The organism is Mesorhizobium sp. LEGMi-168a (genome assembly GCF_058312955.1).
The window spans coordinates 181,771-205,081 of record NZ_JBZEGV010000001.1; the positions used below are offsets into that span (position 1 = coordinate 181,771).

Annotated in this window: 24 protein-coding genes; 6 read left to right on the top strand and 18 right to left on the bottom strand. The window is 63.4% G+C overall.

Going from position 1 to position 23,311, the window contains the following annotated elements:
* Positions 1–16 precede the first annotated feature (16 nt).
* The 13 genes from AC4FWB_RS00920 to moaA all read right to left on the bottom strand — a co-directional run bounded on the left by AC4FWB_RS00920 (position 17) and on the right by moaA (position 9,641).
* Complete coding sequence (locus tag AC4FWB_RS00920; RefSeq protein WP_491023921.1) at positions 17–589, bottom strand: DUF3299 domain-containing protein; 573 nt, start codon at positions 587–589, stop codon at positions 17–19.
* A gap of 63 nt (positions 590–652) precedes the next feature.
* Positions 653–1,231 (bottom strand): GNAT family N-acetyltransferase, encoded by a 579-nt coding sequence (locus AC4FWB_RS00925; RefSeq protein WP_491023922.1) that lies wholly within the window; start codon positions 1,229–1,231, stop codon positions 653–655.
* On the bottom strand, positions 1,191–1,895 hold the full coding sequence (locus tag AC4FWB_RS00930) for a DNA alkylation repair protein (protein WP_491023923.1): 705 nt from the start codon (positions 1,893–1,895) through the stop codon (positions 1,191–1,193). The genes AC4FWB_RS00925 and AC4FWB_RS00930 overlap by 41 nt, the downstream gene beginning before the upstream one ends.
* A 6-nt stretch (positions 1,896–1,901) precedes the next feature.
* Positions 1,902–2,771, bottom strand: coding sequence for an NAD(P)-dependent oxidoreductase (locus AC4FWB_RS00935; RefSeq protein ID WP_491023924.1), 870 nt, complete (start codon positions 2,769–2,771; stop codon positions 1,902–1,904).
* Positions 2,772–2,884: 113 nt separating this feature from the next.
* On the bottom strand, positions 2,885–3,712 hold the full coding sequence (locus tag AC4FWB_RS00940) for an ABC transporter permease (RefSeq protein ID WP_491023925.1): 828 nt from the start codon (positions 3,710–3,712) through the stop codon (positions 2,885–2,887).
* On the bottom strand, positions 3,709–4,425 hold the full coding sequence (locus tag AC4FWB_RS00945; protein WP_491023926.1) for an ABC transporter permease: 717 nt from the start codon (positions 4,423–4,425) through the stop codon (positions 3,709–3,711). Before AC4FWB_RS00945 ends, AC4FWB_RS00940 begins: the two co-directional genes overlap by 4 nt.
* A 78-nt stretch (positions 4,426–4,503) precedes the next feature.
* Positions 4,504–5,289 (bottom strand): ABC transporter substrate-binding protein, encoded by a 786-nt coding sequence (locus AC4FWB_RS00950; RefSeq protein WP_491023927.1) that lies wholly within the window; start codon positions 5,287–5,289, stop codon positions 4,504–4,506.
* Between the two features lie 148 nt (positions 5,290–5,437).
* On the bottom strand, positions 5,438–5,953 hold the full coding sequence (gene mobB, locus AC4FWB_RS00955) for a molybdopterin-guanine dinucleotide biosynthesis protein B (RefSeq protein WP_491023928.1): 516 nt from the start codon (positions 5,951–5,953) through the stop codon (positions 5,438–5,440).
* Positions 5,950–6,582: a molybdenum cofactor guanylyltransferase MobA gene (gene mobA, locus AC4FWB_RS00960; protein ID WP_491023929.1), complete on the bottom strand. Its 633-nt coding sequence runs from the start codon at positions 6,580–6,582 to the stop codon at positions 5,950–5,952. Before mobA ends, mobB begins: the two co-directional genes overlap by 4 nt.
* Before the next feature lie 5 nt (positions 6,583–6,587).
* Positions 6,588–7,508 carry a DMT family transporter gene (locus tag AC4FWB_RS00965; protein ID WP_491023930.1) on the bottom strand — a complete coding sequence of 307 codons (921 nt, stop codon included), beginning with the start codon at positions 7,506–7,508 and terminating at the stop codon, positions 6,588–6,590.
* 120 nt (positions 7,509–7,628) lie between these two features.
* Positions 7,629–7,985 (bottom strand): hypothetical protein, encoded by a 357-nt coding sequence (locus tag AC4FWB_RS00970; RefSeq protein WP_491023931.1) that lies wholly within the window; start codon positions 7,983–7,985, stop codon positions 7,629–7,631.
* A 112-nt stretch (positions 7,986–8,097) separates the two neighbouring features.
* The gene (locus AC4FWB_RS00975) at positions 8,098–8,592 is read right to left on the bottom strand and encodes a hypothetical protein (protein ID WP_491023932.1); all 495 of its coding nucleotides are present in this window, start codon (positions 8,590–8,592) and stop codon (positions 8,098–8,100) included.
* A 53-nt stretch (positions 8,593–8,645) separates the two neighbouring features.
* Positions 8,646–9,641 carry a GTP 3',8-cyclase MoaA gene (gene moaA / locus AC4FWB_RS00980; RefSeq protein WP_491023933.1) on the bottom strand — a complete coding sequence of 332 codons (996 nt, stop codon included), beginning with the start codon at positions 9,639–9,641 and terminating at the stop codon, positions 8,646–8,648.
* A 195-nt stretch (positions 9,642–9,836) separates the two neighbouring features.
* Here moaA and AC4FWB_RS00985 point away from each other — a divergent pair, with 195 nt between their 5' ends.
* Together AC4FWB_RS00985 and AC4FWB_RS00990 are read left to right on the top strand one after the other, a co-directional pair.
* Positions 9,837–10,190: a gamma-butyrobetaine hydroxylase family protein gene (locus AC4FWB_RS00985; protein WP_491023934.1), complete on the top strand. Its 354-nt coding sequence runs from the start codon at positions 9,837–9,839 to the stop codon at positions 10,188–10,190.
* Between the two features lie 93 nt (positions 10,191–10,283).
* Positions 10,284–10,895: a pyridoxamine 5'-phosphate oxidase family protein gene (locus AC4FWB_RS00990; protein ID WP_491023935.1), complete on the top strand. Its 612-nt coding sequence runs from the start codon at positions 10,284–10,286 to the stop codon at positions 10,893–10,895.
* 57 nt (positions 10,896–10,952) lie between these two features.
* Here AC4FWB_RS00990 and AC4FWB_RS00995 read toward each other — a convergent pair whose 3' ends face one another.
* Complete coding sequence (locus AC4FWB_RS00995; RefSeq protein WP_491023936.1) at positions 10,953–11,405, bottom strand: MarR family winged helix-turn-helix transcriptional regulator; 453 nt, start codon at positions 11,403–11,405, stop codon at positions 10,953–10,955.
* 47 nt (positions 11,406–11,452) lie between these two features.
* On the opposite strand from AC4FWB_RS00995, the gene AC4FWB_RS01000 reads away from it, so the two are divergent.
* On the top strand, positions 11,453–12,361 hold the full coding sequence (locus AC4FWB_RS01000) for an alpha/beta fold hydrolase (protein ID WP_491023937.1): 909 nt from the start codon (positions 11,453–11,455) through the stop codon (positions 12,359–12,361).
* A 31-nt stretch (positions 12,362–12,392) separates the two neighbouring features.
* Here AC4FWB_RS01000 and AC4FWB_RS01005 read toward each other — a convergent pair whose 3' ends face one another.
* Complete coding sequence (locus AC4FWB_RS01005) at positions 12,393–12,794, bottom strand: rhodanese-like domain-containing protein (protein WP_491023938.1); 402 nt, start codon at positions 12,792–12,794, stop codon at positions 12,393–12,395.
* Positions 12,795–13,095: 301 nt separating this feature from the next.
* Here AC4FWB_RS01005 and AC4FWB_RS01010 point away from each other — a divergent pair, with 301 nt between their 5' ends.
* Positions 13,096–14,964 (top strand): L,D-transpeptidase family protein, encoded by a 1,869-nt coding sequence (locus tag AC4FWB_RS01010; protein WP_491023939.1) that lies wholly within the window; start codon positions 13,096–13,098, stop codon positions 14,962–14,964.
* A gap of 61 nt (positions 14,965–15,025) precedes the next feature.
* On the opposite strand, the gene AC4FWB_RS01015 is transcribed toward AC4FWB_RS01010, so the two are convergent.
* Both AC4FWB_RS01015 and AC4FWB_RS01020 read right to left on the bottom strand, forming a co-directional pair.
* Entirely contained in the window at positions 15,026–15,454 is a 429-nt protein-coding gene (locus tag AC4FWB_RS01015) for a hypothetical protein (protein WP_491024325.1), read from the bottom strand.
* Between the two features lie 143 nt (positions 15,455–15,597).
* On the bottom strand, positions 15,598–15,858 hold the full coding sequence (locus tag AC4FWB_RS01020; RefSeq protein WP_491023940.1) for a PepSY domain-containing protein: 261 nt from the start codon (positions 15,856–15,858) through the stop codon (positions 15,598–15,600).
* 408 nt (positions 15,859–16,266) lie between these two features.
* On the opposite strand from AC4FWB_RS01020, the gene AC4FWB_RS01025 reads away from it, so the two are divergent.
* The gene (locus AC4FWB_RS01025; protein ID WP_491023941.1) at positions 16,267–18,048 is read left to right on the top strand and encodes an adenylate/guanylate cyclase domain-containing protein; all 1,782 of its coding nucleotides are present in this window, start codon (positions 16,267–16,269) and stop codon (positions 18,046–18,048) included.
* A gap of 119 nt (positions 18,049–18,167) precedes the next feature.
* A complete protein-coding gene (locus AC4FWB_RS01030) occupies positions 18,168–22,445 on the top strand; it encodes a cytochrome P450 (protein ID WP_491023942.1) in 4,278 nt (1,425 codons plus the stop codon).
* Between the two features lie 17 nt (positions 22,446–22,462).
* On the opposite strand, the gene AC4FWB_RS01035 is transcribed toward AC4FWB_RS01030, so the two are convergent.
* The gene (locus AC4FWB_RS01035; protein ID WP_491023943.1) at positions 22,463–23,149 is read right to left on the bottom strand and encodes a Crp/Fnr family transcriptional regulator; all 687 of its coding nucleotides are present in this window, start codon (positions 23,147–23,149) and stop codon (positions 22,463–22,465) included.
* Positions 23,150–23,311 lie beyond the last annotated feature (162 nt).

Sequence of the window (23,311 nt, forward strand, 5' to 3'; positions counted from 1 at the left end):
CGCGAAGCGGCGAGATTTAGTTCTTCTTTTTGTTGAGGAAATTCCACGGCGAGTTAACCGGAAGGGTGACCGCATCCGGCACGCTGTCGACGCTTGCCACGTCGGCCTTGCGCACGGTGTAGCCGGATTGGACGATCAAGACGCCGTCGAGGATGAAGAGCTGGCTCTTCTCCATGCCGGGCTCCAGAACGCCGGTGACGGAGACCGGCTGGTAGGCCTCCGACATTTTGTAGGGATGCGCCGGCGTCACCAGCACGATCTGGTTGGGCGGCGGCGTCGGCATGTGGCTGCAGGCGCCCGTCCACGGCACCAGCAGGAACTGGTAGACGAGGTCGCCGTCGCGATCGACCGGCAATGCGTAGCCGGATAACTGAATGGTCTTGTCCTGCAGATCGAGCGACAGCGTCTCGCCGTGATCGGGCAGTTTCGCCGCGATCATCGGCAGGTTGGCGTCTTCGGCGACCGCCTGCGTTGCGGGGCGCAGATCCTTCCAGAAGATATGCGCGGCGTCGGCTGCGGCATTGGCTCCGGTGGCGGCGAGCACGAGCGCAGCCGCCAGCACCGCAGATGATATGACATGGTTTTTCATGGTCGCTCTATCCTCCGCCAGTCCATCTCCGGAATCGAGTAAAAGCGTTGTGACTGCTCCGGATCAACGGCTTAGCCGCACCACGTGCCGGCGCGTGCCGGCAGTGCCTACCTCCTCAAAGCCGCGCGCGATGAACATGTCGCGAAAACCCATGAAGCGATAGCTCGGCGCGGCCTCGTCGACCGGATAGGCCTCGATCGTGCGCGCGCCCTTGGCGAAGGCATGCTCGATTGCTGCATCGAGCAGGGCGGAGGCGAGGCCGCCGCCGCGCAATGCTCTCGGCACGTAAAAGCAGACGATCGACCAGATGCCGGTCTCGCTGTCGTCCTGCTGCTTCGACAGCTTGCGATAGGTTTCGCGCGGCGCGACCGAGCACCAGCCGACCATCTTGCCGTCGAGCTGGGCGAGGATGCCGACCGGCGTGCCTTCCTTGATCAGCGCCATCATCATGCGCTTCTTCTCGTCGTTCTGGATGTGCTCGCGGCTGGAGTGGCGCCAGGCCATGCACCAGCAATATTTTGGCGCGCCGGGCTGCTCGAACAGTTCCTCGAAGCGGCCGCGCGTCTCCCGCGTCACCTCGATGAAACGGATGCGGCCGGGATCAAGCCTTTCCGACTGCGAGCCGTTCGAGCTGTTTGGCATCCGTCAGTTCCTTGACCGCATCCTTGCCGATCCAGCGCGCCGTCCTCTCGGACGATGCCGCAAGCTTCTCCGCGAGCGCAAGGGCAGGGGCGTGCAATGTGATGGATCGCTTGCCGATCTGCCGCAGCGCCCAGTTCACCGCCTTGCGAACGAAGTTGCGTGGATCGCCGGCATGCTTCTCGATCAGCGGCAGATAGGCAAGAAAGGTCGCGTCTGGCTCCTTCTTGAGATGCACCGCGCCCCAGGCCAGCATGGCAAAGGCTGTGCGACGCACGAATTCGCGCTCGTCTTTGGCGAATTCCTCGATCAGCTCAGGCCAGAACGGCGTTTCGGCAAACAGGTCGGCAACGGTGTCGACGATTTCCCAGCTGTCGAAATCGACGGCCCAGCGCCGGCATTGGTCGATGTCGAGCTTTTTCGGCTCGCCGGTGAAGGCGGCCATCAAACGCGCCTCGCGGATGCCGGTGTCCCACAGAAGCAGCGCCCGCTCCTGGTTCTTCTTCAGTTTGCGCGCCAGCGGCCGCAGATCGGAATTACCGACCCCGAGCGCGGCTCTCGTGTTGATGCCGAACCGCGCCATGCCGGCGCGGTTCTCCTCGGTGCCGATCGAGCGCAAATGAGCGACGATATCGTCGACGCTCCAGCTCGGATCGGGCAGGGCCATCGCCGCCTATCTTTCCAAGCGCGCAAGCAGAGAGGACGTGTCCCAGCGCTTGCCGCCCATGTCCTGCACGTCCTTGTAGAACTGGTCGACCAGCGCCGTCACCGGCAGCCTGGCGCCGTTGCGGTTGGCCTCCGCCAGGCAGATGCCGAGATCCTTGCGCATCCAGTCGACGGCAAAGCCGAAATCATATTTTCCGGCGTTCATCGTCTTGTGCCGGTTCTCCATCTGCCAGGAACCGGCAGCGCCCTTGGAGATCACGTCGATGACCTTCTCGATGTCGAGCCCGGCTTTCTTGCCGAAATGGATGCCTTCGGCCAGCCCCTGGACGAGACCGGCAATGGCGATCTGGTTGATCATCTTGGTGAGCTGGCCGGCGCCCGCCGACCCCATCAGCCCGACCATGCGGGCAAAGGCGTCGATGACAGGCCTGGCGCTGTCGAAGGCGGCCTGCTCGCCGCCAACCATGACGGTCAGCACGCCGTTCTCGGCGCCCGCCTGACCGCCCGACACCGGCGCGTCGAGGAAGCAGAAACCGGCCTTTTCGGCGGCTTCGGCCAGTTCGCGCGCGACCTCGGCCGAGGCTGTGGTGTTGTCGATGAAGACGGAGCCTTTCTTCATCGCGGCGAAGGCGCCCTTGGCGCCGGTCGTCACCGAGCGCAGGTCGTCGTCATTGCCGACGCAGGAGAACACGAAATCCTTGCCTTCGGCCGCTTCGGCCGGCGTCAGCGCCAGCCTGCCGCCATGTTGGGCGACCCACTGCTCGGCCCTGGCCGTGGTGCGATTGTAGACGGTGACGTCGTGGCCGCCCTTGTTCCTGAGGTGGCCGGCCATCGGATAGCCCATGACGCCAAGACCGAGAAATGCAACCGATGCCATAGACCTGCCTTCCAACAAAAGAGAGATTTCAGTGGCGGAAGGTCTAGGCCATGCGAAAAATTCGTCAAGGCACGCAGAGCCGCATCGACTGGTGCAGACTGGAACGCGGCGCTCTATCGCTTGAGGTGAATGGTGATCCGGCGCTCGATCCATTCGACGCCGTGGCGCAGGATCTCGACCATCACCAGATAGACGATCGCCACCCAGATATAGGCTTGGATGTCGAAGGAGTTGGCGTAGGCGAGCTTGGCGTTGCCCATCAGGTCGTAGACGGTGATGATGGCAACGATGGCCGAGGCCTTGATCATCAAAACGAGCTCGTTGCCGTAGGGCCGTAGCGCGACGATGATCGCCTGCGGCAGGATTACCTTGCGCAGCGTCTGAAGCTTATGCAGCCCGAGCGAGGCTGCGCCCTCCCATTGGCCTCGGGGAACGCTCTCGATCGCGCCGCGCAGGATTTCGGCCTGGTAGGCGGCGGTGTTGAGCGAAAAGGCAAACACCCCGCAATAGAAAGCTTCGCGGAAGAACCACCAGAGACCGACGGATTGCAGTTCCGGCCTGAACGAGCCGATGCCGTAATAGACCAGATAGGTCTGCACGAGCAGCGGCGTGCCGCGGAAGAAATAGACGTAGCAATAGGCAAGTCCGGACAGGATCCGGTTCTTTGACATGCGGCCATAGGCAACGGGGAGCGACAGGATCGCACCGGTGACCATCGAGATGCCCACCAGCGCCAAAGTGGTGCCAAGTCCCCGCAGGTAGGCCGGCGCGTATCTGTCAAAGAATGTGCCACCCTGCCAGGCGTGGACCAGATAAGCCACGATGCCGAGGCCGAAGAGGATCCACACGCCGACCAGCGCGTAGCCTATGATGCGGGCGCGCGGCCAGCCGCGAGCCTGGGGCGGCGGCCTGTCGACGGCAATAGCCTGGCTGACGCTCATCGTGCCTCTCTCCGCCCGAGCGAGCGCAGGATATAGGCCGTGGCGATCGATGACAGGATGGCCAGCACAAGGAAGACCAGCGCCGCGACGCTGTAGAAGAGGAACGAATGCTTGGTGACGCGCGCCGCGACGCCGGCATTGCGCAGGGTTTCGGCGAGGTTGACGACGGAGACCAGCGACGTGTCCTTGAGCAGGCTCAGCCAGCAATTCTCGAGGCCCGGAAAAGCGATGCGCAGCAACTGCGGCAGGATCACCAGGCGCATCGTCTGCCATTTCGAAAGGCCAATGGCGTAGCCGCCTTCATACTGGCCCTTGGGAATGGCGCGAAAGGCGGAAAGAAAAACCTCGCTGGCGTAGGACGAGAAGATCAGCGACAGCACGATCATGCCGGCAATGAAGCTGTTCACGTCGATCGTGGCGTCCGGATTGAACAGCCGGACGACGTACTGCAGCAGCAGCGGCATGCCGAAGAAGAACAGGAACAGCGTCACCAGTTCGGGCAGGCCGCGAAAGACCGTCGTGTAGATATTGGCCGCGAGCCGAAGCGACGGTTCTTGCGACTGTTTGGCGAAGGCGACGAAAAAACCGATCACCAGGCCGATGGGGAGCGTGGCGAGCGCCAGCGCAATCGTGACCAGCACGCCAGAGGCGATATCGTCACTCCAGCCATCGGGCCCCCAACTGAGAAGTGTCCAAATGCTCTGGGCCGGCATTGGCGGGGCGTGTCTCCGTGGCGATCCCGGAACGAAAGAAGGGCGGTGAGGACGTCCTCACCGCCCTGAGCGCAATGATCAGGATTCGGCGCCGAAAACGTCGAACTTGAAGTACTTGTCGTTGATTTCCTTGTACTTTCCGTTGGCGCGGATGGCGTCAATCGCGGCATTCAGCTTGTTGACCAGATCGGTCTCGCCCTTGCGCACGGCAATGCCGGCGCCCGGTCCAAAGATCTCGACCGGTTGCGGCGAGGGCTGGCCAAGGATCTTGCAGCAGGCGCCGTCGGGCGAATCCAGCCACTGCTGCAGCACTACGATGTCGTCCTCGATGGCGTCGAGACGGCCGTTGGCGAGATCTGCCTGCTCCTCGGGACTGCTCGGATAGCCCTTGATGGTGCTGTCGGTATAGGTCTTCGAGGCATAGTTGAAATGCGTCGTCGTGGTGGCGACGCCGATATTCTTGCCGGCAAGGTCTTCCTTGGTCACGCCCTTGAGCGGCGAATCCTTCGGCACCGCGATCGCCGAGGGCGTGTTGTAGTATTTGTGGGTGAAGTCGACCTTTTCCTGGCGCTCGGGCGTGATCGACATCGAGGCGACGATGGCGTCGAACTTGCCGGCCTGGAGCGCCGGGATGATGCCGTCCCAATCCTGCGCGACGAAGGTGCATTTCACCTTCATTTCGTCGCAAAGGGCCTTGGCGATGTCGATGTCGAAGCCGACCAGCTGGCCGTCCGAGGTCAAGTTGTTGAAGGGCGGGTACGCGCCTTCGGTGCCGATCCTCAGGGTCTCTTCCTGAGCCTGGGCGACGCCAAGTGTCAGCAGCGCGGCCGAAGCGGCGAGCGCAATACGCAGTGCAATACGCATGATAATCCTCTCATATTGTCATGGCCGCTGTCCCATGCGGCTCTTGTGGACGGAGCTACTTGTCCGCCCGCTGGCCGGATACTCCCACTCTTTCCGAGAAAAGCAACCGCAAAACAACAGCAAACGACAATCGCCGAGTGCCGCTGCGTTACTTGGTCTGAGCAACGAGACCGGTCGCGCGCTCGATGAAGTCGGCTATCGATTTCGTGTCATTGAGGTCGAAAACTGGCGGGCTCTCGCCCTCGACCGCAAAGTCGGCGGCGACAGCGACGATGTTCGGATCGTTGGCCGCAAGCGGCGTCCGGTCCTTGGCCTCCAGCCGTCTCGCCTCGATCTTCCGGTGCGCCTCGCGCTTGTAGCCTTCGACGAGCACGATGTCCGACGGCGCCAGCCGCGACAGGATGTCGTCCAGCGACGGCTCGTCCTCGTCGCGCAGCTCGTGCATCAGCGCCCAGCGCCGGTCGGAGACGACCGCGACCTCCGTGGCGCCCGCCTGGCGATGGCGAAAGGAGTCTGCGCCCGGCTTGTCGATGTCGAAGTCATGATGGGCATGCTTGACCGTCGAGACCGTCCAGCCACGCCGGACCAGTTCGGCGACCAGCTTCTCGGTCAGTGTCGTCTTGCCGGAATTCTTCCACCCGGTGATGCCGAATACGCGTCTCATGGCTGGAGGCTTTGCAACAGACGTTCGGCCTCCGCAAGATCGTCCGGCGTGTTGATGTTGAAGAACGGGTCGATCCGCCGGCCTTCGGCTTCGATCATCGGAAACTCCACCTGGACAAAACCGTGCCGCTCGATGAAGGCGGAAACCCGGCGATTGTCCTCGTCGACCAGGAAATGGCGCAGCGCATCGCACAGGCCAAGAGGCCACAGCGCGAAAGTGGGGTGCAATCGGCCATCGGAACTGGCGACGGCGATCGCGCCTGGCCGTTGGTGGGCCGCTGCGGCCAATCGTTCGACAAGAACGCCGGGGAAGAACGGCGTGTCGCCGGCCGCGCTGACAAGCGACCGGCAAGCCGTGTTCGTTGCCGCCCATTCGAGGCCGGTCAGGATGCCGGCCAACGGGCCGGCATAGCCGGGCACCGTGTCGGCAAGCACCGGAAGGTCCGTGCCGGCAAACCGCGTGGGGTCGCCATTGGCATTGAGCGCCAGCGAGCCGACCTGCGGTGCGAGACGCGCGGCGACATGGTCGATCAGCCTGCCTTTGCCCAGCGAAAGCAGGGGCTTGTCGCCGCCGCCCATCCGGCGCGACTGGCCGCCTGCCAGGATGATTCCCGCAACGCTTCGATCCATCGGGCCTATATGCCGTCCGGCGCCATGTCGGGTCCAGCGCTTTCGGCGGCGGGCTGCAGCCTGCCGACGACGCGCTCGCGGTAGAGCGCGTAGAGGCCGGAACCGATGATGATCGTGGCGCCGAAGCTCATCGGCAGGTCGGGGACGTCGCCGAAGATGACGAGACCGAGCAGGATCGACCAGAGCAGCGCCGTGTAACGGAACGGCGCGATGAAGGAGATGTCGCCCGAGCGCATCGCCATGATGATGAACTGATAGCCGATGAGCACCAGCACCGCCGCCAGCGCCAGCAGCGCGGTCGCCTTGCCGCTCATCGGCGTCCAGCCACCCATCGGCGACAGCAGCAGCGCGCCCAGCACAGTCATGGCCAGCGCCGTCGCCGTCGACACCAGCATGGTCGGGATCGTCTGCGGGATGCGCTTGGTGGCGAGGTCGCGCACGGCGCAGCAGGCAACGCTTGTGAGCGCCAGCAGCGAATAGACGCTGAAGCCCTCGAAACCCGGCCGCACGATGATCAGTACGCCGGCAAAGCCGACGGCAATGGCCAGCCAGCGCCGCCAGCCGACGCCTTCGCCGAAGAACAGTGCCGCGCCCATCGTCACGGCAAGCGGCAGCGCCTGCAGCACGGCCGAGACATTGGCGATCGGCAGATGGGCAAGGGCGATCAGGAACGACACGGTGGCGCCGGCTTCGCCAGCGACGCGCACCGCCACCATCGGCTGCAGCATCGCTGCCGGATTGGCCAGCGCGCCGCGCCGCCAGGCGAGCACGCCGACGAAGAGCGACGCGAACGCCCCGCGCACCAGCATGACCTGCGCCATGTTCATCGATTCCGACGAGAATTTGGTGATCGCGTCGTTGAGGGTGAAGCCGATCATGGCCACGACCATGAACAGCGCGCCGCGCAGATTGGGCGAGAGAGGCAAGGGCGTTTCCGGATTCTATTTGGGGTCAAGCCTGTAGCAGGCAACCGGAAAACAGCAACGCCAAAGAAATGGGCCACGAATTTCTCCGCGGCCCGAACGATCGATTTGCGAACGCTACGCTTACTTGGGCGTCAGCACTTCGGTGCCGTTGCCGTTCTGGCCGGCGATGGTCCACAGCCCGTGCAGCGAGCCGTCTTTCTCGACCTTGTAGACGACGAGGCCGATTTCCTTGCCCATCGCGTAGCCGGCAGAAAAGGCATTGTCGTTGCGCATACAGATGCCGTCGGAGGTCGAGCCGCCGGTTTCCCAATGGATCGTGCAGGTGGTGTCGCTGGTCAGCGTGATGGTCGCCTCGCCGCTATATTTCGAGCCGTCGAAATTGGTGCCGGCGACGGTGTGGGTGCCGCCGATCGACTGGGCCGCCGCCGGTATGGAAGCAACACCAAGCATTGCAAGCGAAAGCATGAATGTGCGCATGAGAATTCCCCCTGGTGCGAAAATCGCCTCTGGAGGCTAGGCCGGAACGGGTCAGCGGTAAATCCGGCGGAAGCCCACGCGGAAGGTCATTTTCTATGGAGGCTGGCTTGCCTCACGGACCGCGCAGGCTCTTCGCGATGGCCCCGGCAAGCGGATCGTATTTCGTCTTGAGCGATGAAGGATATTCGATCCAGACGGTGCGAATGACGCCGTCCTTTCCGAACAGGCGCCGCTCGTAAAAGACCTTGTCGCCTTTGACGCCGGACAGCACCGCCCAATTCTTGCCGGTCTTGCTGTAGGTCACCTTGTAGCCTGGTCCAGTGTTTTGCTTTTCGCCGGCGACGAAGGTTTTTGGCGTGTCGTCGTCGATGTTGTAGATGCCGGAGCAGGTCAGGCTGGCGCCGTCGGCGCTGAGCCATTGTTGGCCATCGCCATTTTCGGGCTCGGGCAAGCGGTCGCTGAAAATCTCGTCGGGGAAGGTGCACGCGGTGCCGAAGCGCGCATTGACGTAGGTGAATGGCCTCGCGATGGCCGTTGCCGTCACGACCGGGAGAAACGACAAGGCGATCGCCAAAGGCGCACCCTGGATAAGGTGAAGACGCTTCATATTGCCCCCAAGTCAGTGACCGAAGGCGATCTTGCACCAATCCTGGGGAAAAATCAGCCGCCGGTGACGCTCATATGGCGCGACACCGATGGACGGCTGGTGCGGCGGTCGATGATGAAATCGTGCCCCTTCGGCTTGCGTCCGATCGCCTCGTCTATGGCCTCGCCGACCAGTTCGTTGCCTTCGGACGCACGCAACGGCGCCCTGAGGTCCGCGGCGTCCTCCTGACCGAGGCACATATAAAGCGTGCCGGTGCAGGTCAGCCTCACGCGATTGCAGCTTTCGCAGAAATTATGCGTCATCGGCGTTATGAAGCCGAGTCGTCCGCCGGTCTCGGCGATCTGGACATAGCGGGCAGGGCCGCCGGTCTTGTAAGGGATGTCGGTCAGCGTGAACTGGCGCTCCAGCGAGGCGCGCAGCAGCGACAGCGGCAGGTATTGGTCGGTGCGGTCGGCGTCGATCTCGCCCATCGGCATGGTTTCGATGACGGTCAGGTCCATGCCGCGGCCATGCGCCCAGCGCAGCATCTCGGGGATTTCGGCGTCGTTGAAGTCGCGCAGCGCCACGGCATTGAGCTTGACCTTCAGGCCCGCGGCCTGCGCGGCATCGATGCCCTCCATGACCTTGCCGAGATTGCCCCAACGAGTGATCTGGCGGAATTTGTCGGCATCCAGCGTGTCGAGCGAGACGTTGATGCGCTTCACCCCGCAATCTGCGAGTTCGGCGGCAAAGCGCGACAGCTGCGAGCCGTTGGTGGTGAGCGTCAGCTCCTCAAGGGCGCCGCTCTTCAGGTGGCGCGACAACTGGCGCACCAGATGCATGATGTTCTTGCGCACCAGCGGCTCGCCGCCGGTCAGCCTGAGTTTCCTGACACCCTTTTCGATGAAGACGGTGCAGAGCCGGTCGAGTTCCTCGAGCGACAGCAGATCCTTCTTCGGCAGGAATGTCATGTCTTCGGCCATGCAATAGGTGCAGCGGAAGTCGCAGCGGTCGGTGACCGACACGCGAAGGTAGGTGATCGTGCGACCGAATGGGTCGATCATGTCCATGTTCAAGCGCTTCCGTGGCCGTGAACGGGCTCGTTATATACGGCTATGTGATACGATCCGGGCCGGTATTCAAGATAGAAGGTCTTGATCTTTGGTAACAGTCCCCGACCGACATTGCATGTCGGCTGCCTCCGATGACCTTCCCGCATCGCACGAAGCGGCGTAGGGAAGGGTTCCACTCACGCAGGACCAAACATGACGGCGCCGAAGGAACTCAGGGTCTCGAAAGACCGCAAGCTGCTCACTGTGACCTTTCCGGATCACCAGCCATTCGAGCTGCCGGCGGAGTTTTTGCGCGTCGCCTCGCCCTCGGCCGAGGTGCAAGGCCATTCGCCTGAACAGCGGGTAACCGTGCCCGGCAAGCGCAACGTCGCGATCCTCAAGATCGAACCGGTCGGCAACTATGCGGTGCGGATCACCTTCGATGATTTCCACGACACCGGCATCTTCACCTGGAACTATCTGCACACGCTCGGCCACGAGAAGGAGGAACGTTGGAACGCCTATCTCGCCGAGCTTGCCAAGAAGGGACTAAGCCGCGATCGCTAGCCTGGCGCTTGGAAGTTCAACTTCGGTGCTGGGCCGTCGTCAAAGCGTCATGGACATAGAGTAGCGCCGGCAAAAGGTCAGGAGGCGAAAGAGATGTCGCTCATCACATCGGTCGAACAGCTCGAAACCCTTTACGGGTTGCCCGGCGAGGCCTCGATCGTCAAGGAACTCGACCATGTGATTCCCGAATATGCCGCCTTCATCGAAGCCTCTCCCTTCGTGGCGCTGGCGACCAGCGGGCCGGAAGGGCTGGATTGCTCGCCGCGCGGCGATCTTGCCGGCTTCGTGCGCCTCGTCGACGAAAAGACGCTGATGATGCCCGACAGGCGCGGCAACAACCGCGCCGATTCGCTGAAGAACATTATTCGCAATCCGCGCGTCGGGCTGCTGTTCCTGGTGCCGGGCTCCGGCACGACGCTCCGCGTCAACGGCCGCGCCCAGATCACCACCGATGCCGAGCTTTGCGCCTCCTTCACGGTCGACGGCAAACCGGCCCGGTCGGTCACCGTGATTTCGGTCGAAACGGTCTATTTCCAGTGCGCCCGCGCCATCGTCCGCTCGGAACTCTGGAATCCCGCAAGGCATGTCGACCCGAAGTCGCTGCCGACGCCCGGCCAGATCCTCGAGATCACCAGCCGCAAGAACATCGACGGTGAGACTTACGACAGGGAATGGCCGGAGCGGGCGAAGAAGACGATGTGGTGAGGATGTTCAGGTGAGGCCTGCAAACTCGGCCTGACCTGAACATAGGCGTGCCGTTGCTCAGGCTTCCTTCAGCACGTCGGCGATCTTGCGCATCTGCTCGCCGATCATGTCGCACTGTTCCGGCGTCGACTGGCTCATCGCCTTCTCGATCAACGCCATGTGCACTTTCAGCGCCCGCATCAGCAACGCCTCGCCGGCTTCGGTGAGGTTTAGCCGCAGCACCCGCTTGTCCTTCTCGTCGCCTTCGCGGCGCAGCAGACCGCGCGCTTCGAGCTGCGGCAACAGCATGGTGATGTTGGAACGGCCGACCAGGAGCTTGCGGGCAAGGTCGTGCTGCGACATGCCGGGGTGGCGGTAGAGGTTCATCAGCACGTCGAGCTGCGCCGGCTTGAGATCGAGCGGAGTGAGTTTAGTCGCCAGCGTTCGCTCCAGCACATGGCAGGCGCGCGCCACCGCAACCCAGTTGCGAAAGCGCGGATTGTCCCAGGGCAGCTCTTGCTTAATGTTCATGTTTGAACTATTATGTTCATGCTTGAACGAATGGATGGACCGCAACTATGGCATCATTTGGATTGAAGGTCATCCGGGGCGTGTTCGGTGCGGCCGAGCATGTCGTTCCGCGTCTCAGCGGCCGCGCCGCGTTCGAATTGTTTTGCCGCACACCCAACGTCAAGGCGTTGAGCGATGGCGAGCGCCGCGCCGTCGAGCGCGCTGCCGGTTTCATGGCCGAGGCGCGCCACCACCGGCTGAAAACCAAGACGGACTGCGTTGCGGTGCATGAGTTCCGGGCAGAGCCGGGTAGGGACTCTTGCGGCACAGTGCTCGTCATCCATGGCTGGCGCTCGCGCACCGAATATATGCGCGCGCTGATCGAAGGATTTCGCGGGGCCGGCTACAAGGTCGTCTCGCTCGACCTGCCGGGGCACGGCCATTCGCTCGGCAGACATCTCAACATGGTGACCGCGGTCGACGCGGCGCGAGTCGCCGGCGAATGGTTCGGACCGTTTGTCGCTGCCGTCGGCCATTCCTTCGGCGGCGCGATCGCCGCCAACGCCGTTGCGGCGTCGGTCAGAGGCATGCCGCCGCTTGCGGCCGAAAAACTGGTGTTGATCGCGGCGCCGAGCTCGCTGCCGGCAATTTTCGACGACTTCAGCCGCATGATGAACGTCGGGCCGCGCTCCCGGATCGCCATGGCGGACCGGGTGAAGCATCTGTCGGGTCGGCCGCTCAGCGAATTCACCGGCGACCGCCAGCTTGCCGAGGCGCCGGTGCCGACGCTGATCATCCATGCGCCGGACGATCGCGAAGTCCACGCCGATCATGCCAAGCGCTATGCGGGCGCCGGCAATCATGTCCGCCTGCATTGGGCCGATGGGCTTGGCCACCGCCGCATCCTTGCCGACAAGGATGTCGTCGCGCGCGCGGTCCGCTTCGTCACCGGGGAAGGCGAATCGACACTGCATTGAAATAGTTGCGGCGAAAGCGTGCTGCACCCGGTCAGTCGGCTTTCTTCTTTTGACCTGGCTCGACCGGCAGGCCGGCGGCTTTCCAGGCGGTGTAGCCGCCCAGGATGTGCTTGACCGGGGTGAGACCCATGTCCTGCGCCGTCTTGGTGGCGAGCGCCGAGCGCCAGCCGCCGGCGCAGAAGAAGACGAAGGTCTTGCCCGAGGCGAAGAACGGCTTGTGGTAGGGGCTTTCCGGATCGATCCAGAATTCGAGCATGCCGCGCGTGACATGCCTTGCACCGGGGATCTTGCCGTCGCGCTCGACTTCGCGAGGGTCGCGCAGATCGACGAAGATCGTGTCGTCATCCTCCAGCAGCCCGGCCGCCTCTTCGGGCGACACCACCTCGATCTCGGCATTCGCCTCATCGAGAAGTTCGCGATATCCCTTCTTCACGACACGTCCTCCGGGCCTCGCACTGGCCATTCGGATTTCGAGCATAATCCTCGCAGCTTGTCACGCCACCGCCAGTTCCGCCACGGTCTGGCGCAGCAACGCAAGCATGGCGGGAACTGGCGGGGTCACAGCGGCCGTCACGATGATGTGAAACCGTTCTGCAACAGACCCATCGAAATTTATGGAAGCTTAACGAAATCGGTATGAATCAGTATAGTTGCGCCTTACATCCGCCATGCGGTGGGCGAGATCGTTTTAGCGGCGCGGAACGGGAACCGGTGACAACCGGAGCGGGTGATTCATGAAATTCCTCGGAAAAAGACAAGCCGTGCTGCCAGTTGCGATCGCCGCAACGCTTGCTATCGGCATGTCGCAGGCCAGCGCCCAAGGGCTGTTCGACATGCTGTTCGGTGGCGGCATCCGGCACAATCCCCAAGGTGAATTTCCGCCGCCGCCCAAAACCCGCAAGGTTCAGCCCAACGCCGGCGGCGTCAGGATTAGCAGTCCGACCTACAACACCTACAGGGCCGATAAACTGGTGCGCGTCGACTTCAAGTCGCTGCTGCCGGCTCCCCAACCCGCGACCGCGCAGGACGCAGCCTTTGTGCCGTCCGTGACCGGAAGCGCTTTTCGCGATGCACTCACGAGCCTGAGCGACTATGAGCTCTTTGCCGAACCCGATATCGCCAAGGCGCTGATCGCCTACTACTCGGCCAATCCGGATTTCATCTGGGTGACCGGGGATGCACCCAACAGCAGGGCGCAGGATGCCGTGCGGGTGCTTGGCGAAGCCGCAAGCTACGGCCTGACGCCCGCCGACTACTCCGTCGATATTCCTGTCGTCACGACTGCCGCCACGCCGGTAGAGCGGACGAAGGAACTGGTCCGCTTCGAGATGGCGCTGTCGGCGCGCGTGCTGCGCTATGCCCATGACGCCCAGAGCGGCCGCATCGACCCGAACCGTATGACCGGATATTACGATTTCCCGGCCAAGCCGCTCGATCTCGAGGGCGTGTTGAAAACGCTGGCGCATACACAGGAAGTGCGCACCTATCTCGAATCGCGACACCCGCAGAACCCGGAATACCAGGCGCTGCGTGTCGAACTGGAATCGCTCCAGGCGAGCGAGGAGAACGATATCGTCGTCGATCCGAATCTGCTACTCAAGCCCGGCGAAAGCAGCCCTGAGCTGCCCAAGCTTATGACGCTCATTGCCCGCAATCTCGATGACGAGATGGGCGGCGACTATGGCGAGGTTCTCGCCAGGCTGGGCAAAAGCGAGGTTTACGATCCCGAACTGGTGTCGGTGATCAAGGCGGTGCAGCAGCGAGCCGGCATGAAGGGCGACGGCGTCATCGGCCCGCGCACGGTTGCCTCGCTTGCGGGAACCTCCAAGGCCGACAAGATTGAGAAGGTCAGGGTCGCGCTCGAAGAGCTGCGCTGGCTCCCCTCCGACCTTGGCAGCCCGCGCGTCTTCATCAACCAACCGGCCTTCACGGCGAGCTATATCGACAATGGCGAGGAGAAGCTGAAGACCCGCGCGGTCATCGGCAAGGTCACCAACCAGACCGCCTTCTTCTACAACCAGATCAAGCAGGTCGACTATCACCCCTATTGGGGCGTGCCGCAGTCGATCATCGTCAATGAGATGCTGCCGCGGCTGCGCAGCGATCCGGGCTATCTCGACCGCGCCGGCTATGAGGTGACGGATTCACGCGGCAGGCAAATCCCGTCCTCGGCGGTCGACTGGGGTGCCTATGGCTCCAAAATCCCATTCAGCGTGCGCCAGCAGCCAAGCGAAGCCAACGCGCTCGGCGAATTGAAGATTCTCTTCCCCAACAAGCACGCCATCTACATGCACGACACGCCGCAGAAGTCGTTTTTCGAGCGCGACATGCGTGCATTGAGCCACGGCTGCATCCGCCTGCAGGATCCGCGCGGCATGGCGGCTGCCGTGCTCGGCACCTCGGTCGACTATGTCGCCGAGAAGCTGAAGCATGGCCATTCAACCGAAAACGTCACGCGCGTCATCCCGGTCTATGTCGCCTATTTCACCGCTTGGCCTGACATGTCCGGCAAGGTCGAATATTTCGACGACGTCTACGATCGCGATTCAAAGCTGATGCAGGCGCTGGACGCGACCGAAGCGGTGCGCACGCCGTCAAGCTGAGCGCTGCTTATTTCTACGCAATTCCGGACAGAAAACCGCTCAACACTTTTCCTGGAATTGCTTAGACGAGCGGGCGGCGGAAGCCGGCGTCTCGCCCGGCGATCAGCCAGTAGATCAGGCCGGCGACGAGACCGGCGCCCGCGATGATGCCCATGTCGGCCCAGCGCTCCGGATCATCCGGTGCGTCTGGCCAGAGCAGCATGAAGCCGGCAGCCGCCGCGGCGGCGCCGAACAGCATGTGCAACCAGAAGCTCCGCAGCGAAAAGAACTCGGCAATCAGGGCAAAGACCAGGGTCTGCGTGCCGGTGACCACGATGGTCAGGAAATAGACGAACCTGCCGAGAGGCGGCACCACGAGCACAGCGACAGGCGTGAACTGCATCAGCTCGAAATAGCCTGGTGCGCTGGGCAGCGAGCTCAGCACCACGTAGATCACGACCAGCGCGATCAACCCGACGAGCACCGCGACCAGATAGCCCGCGAGCACCATCAGGACGCGCTTCAGGACGTAGCCAACCACTGCAATTCACCCCGTGCCCGCAATCGTGGCGCGCAGTCAGCCATCAAACACGCGTCGACGCAAGACTCGGATGGGTAGGGTGCTGCCTACCGATGCGCGGCCGTCTTCAGAGCCTACTTCGACTCTCCAGTCACCGGATCATAGGTGATTTGGACCTTGGCCTTGTCGGTCGTGTAGTAGGTGACGGTATAACCGTCGCTGCTCCAGTCGACCCCCTTCACATATTGGAAGTCGTTCCGCTTCTCGACCTTGGCGACGATTTCCGAGAGCTTCTTGGCATTTTGCGGCGGCATCGCTTGCTGGTCTGCCGCGAAAGCCGAGCCGCCGATAAGGAAGAACGCAATACCGCTTGCCAAAACAACAACAGCGCGCATGACTGCCCTCAATCTCGTGTAGGCGTGAGTGCGCTGGAAAACTCGAATCCCGGCCTGTTGGTTCCGCCACGGGCAACAACGCCTTGCTCCACGGGTCGGCCCGCTACGACTGGCGCCGCCTTGATTCACAGAAGCGGAAGTAAACAAAGCCTCGGGATTCCAATATGTAAGCAAGTTTCCACGATCTGGTGCTTCAGGTAACAAACGGCTAACCATGGGTCGGGCCGAAGGCGCGCTCTATTAGCTGTTCGTGGTAGAGCTTTTGGCAAGACCCTGTTAGAGTTCCAGACTGACAGGGTGGCAACGGCGCGCCGAGCCTGCCGGGGATTTTCCGTCGGCAAACGGCGAAGTGTTTTGAGAGCGGAAGTCGCCTGTTCTGGACCGAAAACAGGGACCGGGGGCTCTATCATGGCTGAACGGAACTATACCCGTCAGCTGGCGACAATCATTTCTATCGATGCCGTGGGCTTTTCGCGGCTGATGGGCATCGACGACGAGCTGGCCGTCGCTGCCTTCGAGGAAAGGCGCGATATCATCACCGACAGCTGCGGCGCCTTTGGCGGCCGCACCTTTGGCGTTGCCGGCGACAGCATCATGGCCGAGTTCGGCAATCCGATCGAAGCCTTGCGCGCGGCCTTTGATTTCCAGGATCGGATCATGGCGCTCAATGCCTCGGTGGACGAGGAGATGCGCATGCCGTTTCGGGCCGGGATCAACACCGGCGACGTCATCGTCCGCGAGGGCCGGCTCTATGGCGACGATGTCAACATAGCCGCCCGCCTCCAGGAATTCGCTCCCCATGACGGCCTCGCCATTTCGGAGACAACCTGGCACCACGTAAAGGACAAGACCGCGGCGGTCTTTACCGACCTCGGCGAGTTCATGCTGAAGAACATCGCCTTGCCGGTGCGCGTCCTGATAGCCGGGCGCGGCGGCAACGGCGCCACGATGGCGGCTCCCTTGGCCGCCATTCCCACAGCTCCCGGTCACTACAGGCCCTTCGCCAAGGGACCGCCGGCAATCGCGGTGCTGCCGTTCCATGGCGACGGAAGCGAGCCCGATGTCGGCTACATGGCCGACGGCATTGCCGAAGACATCATCTATGGCCTCTCCAACACCCGCTGGCTTTCGGTGATCGCCAAGGGCTCCAGCTTCCAGTTCCGCGACGACAGCCTCGGAACCAGGCTCATCGGCAATGCGCTTGGCGCGCGCTATATCGTCGGCGGCACGCTGGCACGCTACAGCGGGCAGATCCGCCTCAACGCCTCGCTCACCGATACGTCGAACGGGCGTCTCGTCTGGTCGCAACGCTTCGACCGCGACCTCGTCGACATCTTCAGCCTTCGCGACCAGATCGGCAGTGAGATCGTTTCGATCCTCGACAAGGAAGTCGACCGGGCCGAGCAGGTGCGGACCTTCCAGGTGCCGTGGGAAAGCCTCGAGACCTGGCAGTTGGTGCGGCGGGGCCGCTGGCACATGAACAGGCGCACGCGCAGCGACACCGAAATCGCGCTCGAATTCTTCGACAAGGCCTACCAGGAAGATCCGAATTCCAGCGCCGTGCTGAACGAGCTGTCATGGTGGTATTTCTGGCGCGCGTGGCTGCGCTTCGGCGACAGCGACGACCTGGACAAGGTCGAGGCGTTCGCGCGCAAGGCGCTTCTGATGGACAGCCTCGACGCGCGGCCGCATGCCAATCTCGGCGCGGCCGACATCATGCGCGGCCGGCCGGCATCGGCCGCGGAGCATCTCACCGAGGCGATCCATATCAACCCGAGCTTTGCCTTCGCCCGCTCGGCGATGGGCAGCGCGCGCCTTTTGCTCGGCGATGCCGCCGGCGCGATCCCGTTCTTCCTGGATACCGAACGGCTGAGCCCGTTCGACCTCTACCGCTTCCACAATCTTGGGGAACTGGCCGCCGCATACTGCTTCGTCGAGGACTGGCCGGCGGCAATTGCCGTTGCCGACCGCTCGCTCAACCTTTCGCCGGGCTATTTCTACGCCAGGTTCCTGAAAATCGGCGCCTTGATGCGGAGCGGCCGCCGCGACGAGGCCGAGCGCGAGCTCGCCATTTTCGCGACCAGACATCCCGACTTTTCCGAACAGAGGATTCGCTGGATACCGTTCGTCGATTCGGCGAAGAACAACTTCCTGATCGCGAATTTCGACCAGGCCAAGTCCATTGCATGATCACTGGAACCGAAGACAGACGACTGTGAAAAAAATCACATACGCCGGACCGATGCAAACCTAGGCCATTAGGTTGCCGGCATCGCATCGACTTGAACAGCCGGGGGGCTCGAACGCGCATGATCAAGTTGAAGTATTTCGCTGCTGTCCGCGCGGCTCAGAAGAGCCAGCGCCCTGTCGTCGAGATGCCGCCGTTCGATATCAACCGGCTTCGCGCCAAGGATGGTATTGCCTCCCGCATCGCCGGGTTCTTTCTAAGCGATCCGCGCTGGCTGCTGGCGCTGCTGCGCCGTTTTTGGCCGAACCTGGCCTTCGGCAATTTCCTGCTCGTCACCAAGGGCGTCGACGTGCGCGACATACTGGAGCGGGGCGACGAGTTCGAAACGCCCTACGGTCCGGAAATGGCGGAACTGGCCAGGGGCTCGAACTTCATCCTCGGCATGCAAGACGGGGCTGCCTACCGGCAGATGAAGTCGGCCGTGCTGAGCGCCTTTCCACCAGCGGAAGTCGAAGCCGCCGTCAGGCCGATCGCGGAGCGTCATTCACGCGACATCATGACCAGAGCCAGCCCCGGCTTCGACGCCATCGCCGGGCTGATGAAAATTGTGCCGGTGCGAATCTGCCGCGACTATTTCGGTCTTGAGATCGACGACGAAACCGAGTTTGCCGATTGGTCGATCGCGCTGAGCGCGCTGTTCTTTTCCGACCCGGCCGCAAACCCGACAACGCGCCAGCTCGCGGTCGTCGGCGGCGATCGCCTGATCAAGGTCATCGAGCGCTCGATCGCCGCGGTCAGGGACAAGGGAGGGAAGGACGGCCGGCCGCTGGCCCGCCTCGTCGCGCTCATGGATCAGGGGCGCCTGTCGCGGCCCGACATCCATTCGATCATGCTCGGCATGATTGCCGGCTTCGTGCCGACCAACGTGCTTGCCGGCGGCAATTGCCTGGACGTCATCCTGTCGAGATCCGATGCCCGCCAGGCTGTCGACGCGGCCATTGCAGCAGGCGATACCGGCAAGCTCGATCGGGCGATCCTGGAAGCCATGCGCTTCAAGCCGATCTGGGTCGGCCCGTGGCGCTACACCGCCCGCGATGCGACCATCGGCAAGGGCACGCGCCGCGAGCGCCTGGTGAAGGCTGGAACGGTGGTGATGCCGGCGACGCTGTCGGCCATGTTCGATCCGGAAATCGTGCAAAGGCCAGATGAATTCGACACCTCGCGTCCGCACCGCGACTACATGGTTTTCGGCCACGGTATCCACCTGTGCATCGGCGCCGAGATCGCCCGCATCCAGATCGGCGAATGCGTTCGCGCGCTGTTCAGCAAGCCCAAGCTCGATCGCGTCCGGGGCAGGGCCGGCAAATTGGCCTATGTCGGCGCCTATCCGGCGAACCTCAAGGTCGATTTCGAGCGCTCGCCGCTTTGCCGCACCGTCGACCAGTCGATGGTCACCGTGGTTTGCCCGATCAGGCGCGCGGTGCCGTTGGATGCCGTGCGCGACAAGGTCGGCGCCCTCGGCAATCCGGCAATCGGCGAGGTGGGCGGCGCGCTCGACAAGGTCGGCTCGATCCATTTCACCAGCCTGGCGGTCGCCGTCACCGGAAAGGACGAGAAATCGGGCCTCGAGATCGGGGCGCTCGTGTTCGAAATCTCCGGCGACGGCAGCGCCGACGATGTCATCGGCGCCGTCACGCAAGCCATAGGCCACCGGTTGCGGCCGATCTTCAGGGACGTTTGCGGTCTGTCCGACGGCGGCTCGCTGGACGGCTTCCTGAAGAAGCATCACATCGAAATATCGCCGTCCTTCGGCAGCACGGCAGGGTTGGTTTTTTCGGGCACGCCTGGCCATTCGGTGCGCCGCATCCTGGCCGAGGCCGAGCTTGCCGACAGTGTGCGCGAGATCGTCGAAAAGCCGCGCGCCGGTACCGGCAACGCCCTTGCGGTCCTTACCGAGGCGCGCCGGCACGCCCAGTCGATGGGGCAGTTCGGCTGGGCCTTCGAGCCGGCCGAAAGCCTGCTGGAGCAGCCGCCGGGCCGTTGGTGGCGGGCCTTGACGACGACGCTGCTCGCGCCGGCGATGCTCGCCACAGTCGCGATCGTCGTGCTTGCCTTCTGGCGCATGACCTATGTGCTTGTGTTCGGCAACCCGCACGGCATCACCTTCACCAACATAGCAATTGCCGGCGCCGCGCTTCTGCTGGCGGTGCTGGGGCTGCTGGCTATCGCAATGCTGTTCGTCGGCTTGTGCTTCCTCGGCCTGCGGCGCATCGAGGACAAGGACCGGCCGCAGAACACGCCGGTCGACATTGGCGCCCTGGACAGGATCCTCGCCAATGAGGATCACTGCGCGCAGAACCATCTCACCGCGATCTCGACGATGAAGACCGGCACCTTGCGGCGGCTGGCGCTGAGGCTTTCCTTCTACCTGATCTCGATATCGGCGCAGAAAGTGTTCAAGCCGGGGTTCCTCGCCACCATCAACACCATCCACTTCGCCCGCTGGGTGCTGCTGCCGGGCACCGACAAGCTCATGTTCTTCTCCAACTACGGCGGTAGCTGGGAAAGCTATCTGGAGGACTTCATCGCCAAGGCTTCCGAAGGCCTTACCGGAGTGTGGAGCAACACGGACGGTTATCCGCGCACGCGCTGGCTCTTCCTCGACGGCGCGCGCGACGGCGACCGCTTCAAGCGCTGGGCGCGGCGCCAGCAGGTGCCGACGCTGTTCTGGTATTCCGCCTATCCGCATCTCAACACTACGCGCATCCGCATCAACTCCAGGATCAGGCGCGGCATCGCTTCGGCCACCGGCAACGAGGCGCGCGACTGGGTGAGCCTGTTCGGCTCGTTGCAGCGGCCGCAGGCAAGGCCGGCGGAAATCGCCAGCCGTGAACCGGCGCCTTCGCCTCTCGAAGAGCTGGAAGCGGGCGAGATCCAATCGATCTTCTTCGGTCCGTTCGGCGCGCTCGGCCACGCGCATATGCTGGCGATCCGGGTGCCTGAAGATCTGCCGGCAATGCAACGCAAAGCATGGCTGGACTTCGTCATCGACAAAACGAGTTTCGGCGACGGCGTGCCTGCCGGACGAGCCATGACGGTGGCCTTCGGTCCCGAGGGCCTTCGCCGTCTCGGGCTGGAGGGTGGCGTCGACGACGATCCGCTGGGCACATTTCCAGCCGCCTTTCGCCACGGCATGGGCAATCCGGAGCGCAGCCGCATCCTCGACGATAGCGGCCCGGACGCGGCTGACAAATGGCAGTGGGGCTCGGCCAAGACGCCGGTCGACGCGGTCATCATCTGCTACGCTGGAGAGCCGGCGGCGCTCAAGGCAGAGGTCACGACGGCGAAGCGGAAGACGACGGGCGCCGGGATGAAAATCGTCGCCGAGTTGCCGCTCGTCGTGAACCGCGAGCCGAAAAAGGACGGCGCCAAATCCCAGCATGCCGGCAACAACGGTAAGCCGGAGCGATCGCGCGCCTATGAGCATTTCGGCTTCGCCGACGGTGTCTCGCAGCCGATCGTCAGGGGTACCTCGCGCGCCAACAAGGGCGCCGCGCCGATGCATCTGGTCGCGCCCGGCGAGTTCCTGTTCGGCTATCGCGACGAGCACGGGTTCTATCCAGCCTCGCCCTCCGTCGAGGCGGCGCAGGATCGCACCGGCATCCTGTCGCAGGTGCGGCGCAACCGGCAGATACCCGGTCAGCCTCCGCCGCCGCGCGACTTTGGCCGCAACGGCTCTTTCCTCGTCGTGCGCCAGTTCGAGCAGCATGTCGAGTTGTTCGACGACTACTGCAAGCACGCTGCCGCGCGGGCAGCGCGCGAGACCGGCGACGACGCCATCACGCCGCGCTGGGTGGCGGCCAAGATGCTCGGGCGCTGGCAGGATGGCAGCTCGCTGGTGCGCAACCCCGATGGCCGCCCGGGCCGCGGCGTCGACAACGATTTCGCGCTTGGCGCCGAGGACCCGCAAGGGCATCGCTGTCCGCTCGGCTCGCACATACGCCGCTCCAATCCGCGCGATTCGCTTGGCGAGGACCGCGAGACGCAGATCAGGATCGGCAAGCGCCATCGCATCCTGCGCGTCGGCCGCACCTACGAGAAGAAGGGCCGGAGCGGGAAGGTCGAGAAGGGGCTTCTCTTCATGTGCCTCAACGCCGACATCGAACGTCAGTACGAGTTCATCCAGCAGACCTGGGTGTCGTCGAGCTCGTTCCAGGGCCTTGTCGGCGAAAAGGATCCGACGATCGGCGCGCGCGACGGCGGCGGCCGGTTCTCGATCCCGTCCTGGGAAAAGGTCACGGTGCTTAAGGACATGCCACAATTCGTTACCACGAAGGGCGGCGGCTACTTCTTCATGCCGAGCCGGTCCGCGCTGCGCTACCTGATTTCGCGGCTCTGATTCGGGTCAAAAATCGCTCAGCCGTCGTCCTGCGATTCGGCGATCTGGTTCAGCGCGGCGGCGTTGGTGACGCGCAGCCCGCCGCGCCTGATGGCGATCATATGCCGGTTGCGCCAGTCGTTGAGCGTCTTGTTGACGGATTCGCGAGTCGCGCCGAGGAACTCGCCGAGCTCCGATTGCGAGATCGGGATCCAGCCGGTCGCATCGGCCATGACGCCGCTGAGGAACACCAGCCGCTTCGCCAGCCGGGCCTCGATGCCAAAGAAGGCCTGGTCGCCGAGCTCGCCGCTGACCCAGCGCAGCCGCGTGCACAGGAGTTCGATCATGGCACGCGCCAACGGCGGATTTTTTTCAATGCGATCAAAGAGTTGCGTTCTGCTGAGAGAAACCAGCTCGCATGCGGTGAGGCAGATCGCGGTTGCCGTTCGCGGGCGTCCGTCCAAGGCGCCGATCTCGCCGACAAGGCTGCGCGAGAGCTCGATATTGGCCACGAGCTTCTGTCCGCCCGGCGAATAGAGCGAGATTTCGACAGTGCCGTTCATCACGCCGTAGATGCGGTCGGACGCGTCCTCCTGCACGAACAGGTGCTGACCCGCGGCATAGCGTTCGATCTTGCAACCGCCGAACAGCAGATCGAACTGACGCGGATCGATCCGCGCCAGGCGCGGCACGGCGCCCCGGTCGTCTACGCCGGCTGTCGACATGATGCGATTCCGCCTCTCGTTGAGCGGAAATTGTATGACAAGTGCGTGCTCGATCAAGGCCTGGTCTCCTTTCGTGGCGATTACGGCAACACACGACGGCCTTGGTGAGATCGAGCGCCAGACATGTGCTGCCGGCATCAAATTAGCCGGCAACTTTCCCTG

What these genes read in the sequence shown, in the direction of transcription:
- AC4FWB_RS00920 (WP_491023921.1), bottom strand. Translation starts at nt 589, where the DNA reads ATGAAAAACCATGTCATATCATCTGCGGTGCTGGCGGCTGCGCTCGTG.
- AC4FWB_RS00925 (WP_491023922.1), bottom strand. Translation starts at nt 1,231, where the DNA reads ATGCCAAACAGCTCGAACGGCTCGCAGTCGGAAAGGCTTGATCCCGGC.
- AC4FWB_RS00930 (WP_491023923.1), bottom strand. Translation starts at nt 1,895, where the DNA reads ATGGCCCTGCCCGATCCGAGCTGGAGCGTCGACGATATCGTCGCTCAT.
- AC4FWB_RS00935 (WP_491023924.1), bottom strand. Translation starts at nt 2,771, where the DNA reads ATGGCATCGGTTGCATTTCTCGGTCTTGGCGTCATGGGCTATCCGATG.
- AC4FWB_RS00940 (WP_491023925.1), bottom strand. Translation starts at nt 3,712, where the DNA reads ATGAGCGTCAGCCAGGCTATTGCCGTCGACAGGCCGCCGCCCCAGGCT.
- AC4FWB_RS00945 (WP_491023926.1), bottom strand. Translation starts at nt 4,425, where the DNA reads ATGCCGGCCCAGAGCATTTGGACACTTCTCAGTTGGGGGCCCGATGGC.
- AC4FWB_RS00950 (WP_491023927.1), bottom strand. Translation starts at nt 5,289, where the DNA reads ATGCGTATTGCACTGCGTATTGCGCTCGCCGCTTCGGCCGCGCTGCTG.
- mobB (WP_491023928.1), bottom strand. Translation starts at nt 5,953, where the DNA reads ATGAGACGCGTATTCGGCATCACCGGGTGGAAGAATTCCGGCAAGACG.
- mobA (WP_491023929.1), bottom strand. Translation starts at nt 6,582, where the DNA reads ATGGATCGAAGCGTTGCGGGAATCATCCTGGCAGGCGGCCAGTCGCGC.
- AC4FWB_RS00970 (WP_491023931.1), bottom strand. Translation starts at nt 7,985, where the DNA reads ATGCGCACATTCATGCTTTCGCTTGCAATGCTTGGTGTTGCTTCCATA.
- AC4FWB_RS00975 (WP_491023932.1), bottom strand. Translation starts at nt 8,592, where the DNA reads ATGAAGCGTCTTCACCTTATCCAGGGTGCGCCTTTGGCGATCGCCTTG.
- moaA (WP_491023933.1), bottom strand. Translation starts at nt 9,641, where the DNA reads ATGGACATGATCGACCCATTCGGTCGCACGATCACCTACCTTCGCGTG.
- AC4FWB_RS00985 (WP_491023934.1), top strand. Translation starts at nt 9,837, where the DNA reads ATGACGGCGCCGAAGGAACTCAGGGTCTCGAAAGACCGCAAGCTGCTC.
- AC4FWB_RS00990 (WP_491023935.1), top strand. Translation starts at nt 10,284, where the DNA reads ATGTCGCTCATCACATCGGTCGAACAGCTCGAAACCCTTTACGGGTTG.
- AC4FWB_RS00995 (WP_491023936.1), bottom strand. Translation starts at nt 11,405, where the DNA reads ATGAACATTAAGCAAGAGCTGCCCTGGGACAATCCGCGCTTTCGCAAC.
- AC4FWB_RS01000 (WP_491023937.1), top strand. Translation starts at nt 11,453, where the DNA reads ATGGCATCATTTGGATTGAAGGTCATCCGGGGCGTGTTCGGTGCGGCC.
- AC4FWB_RS01010 (WP_491023939.1), top strand. Translation starts at nt 13,096, where the DNA reads ATGAAATTCCTCGGAAAAAGACAAGCCGTGCTGCCAGTTGCGATCGCC.
- AC4FWB_RS01015 (WP_491024325.1), bottom strand. Translation starts at nt 15,454, where the DNA reads ATGGTGCTCGCGGGCTATCTGGTCGCGGTGCTCGTCGGGTTGATCGCG.
- AC4FWB_RS01020 (WP_491023940.1), bottom strand. Translation starts at nt 15,858, where the DNA reads ATGCGCGCTGTTGTTGTTTTGGCAAGCGGTATTGCGTTCTTCCTTATC.
- AC4FWB_RS01025 (WP_491023941.1), top strand. Translation starts at nt 16,267, where the DNA reads ATGGCTGAACGGAACTATACCCGTCAGCTGGCGACAATCATTTCTATC.
- AC4FWB_RS01030 (WP_491023942.1), top strand. Translation starts at nt 18,168, where the DNA reads ATGATCAAGTTGAAGTATTTCGCTGCTGTCCGCGCGGCTCAGAAGAGC.
- AC4FWB_RS01035 (WP_491023943.1), bottom strand. Translation starts at nt 23,149, where the DNA reads ATGTCGACAGCCGGCGTAGACGACCGGGGCGCCGTGCCGCGCCTGGCG.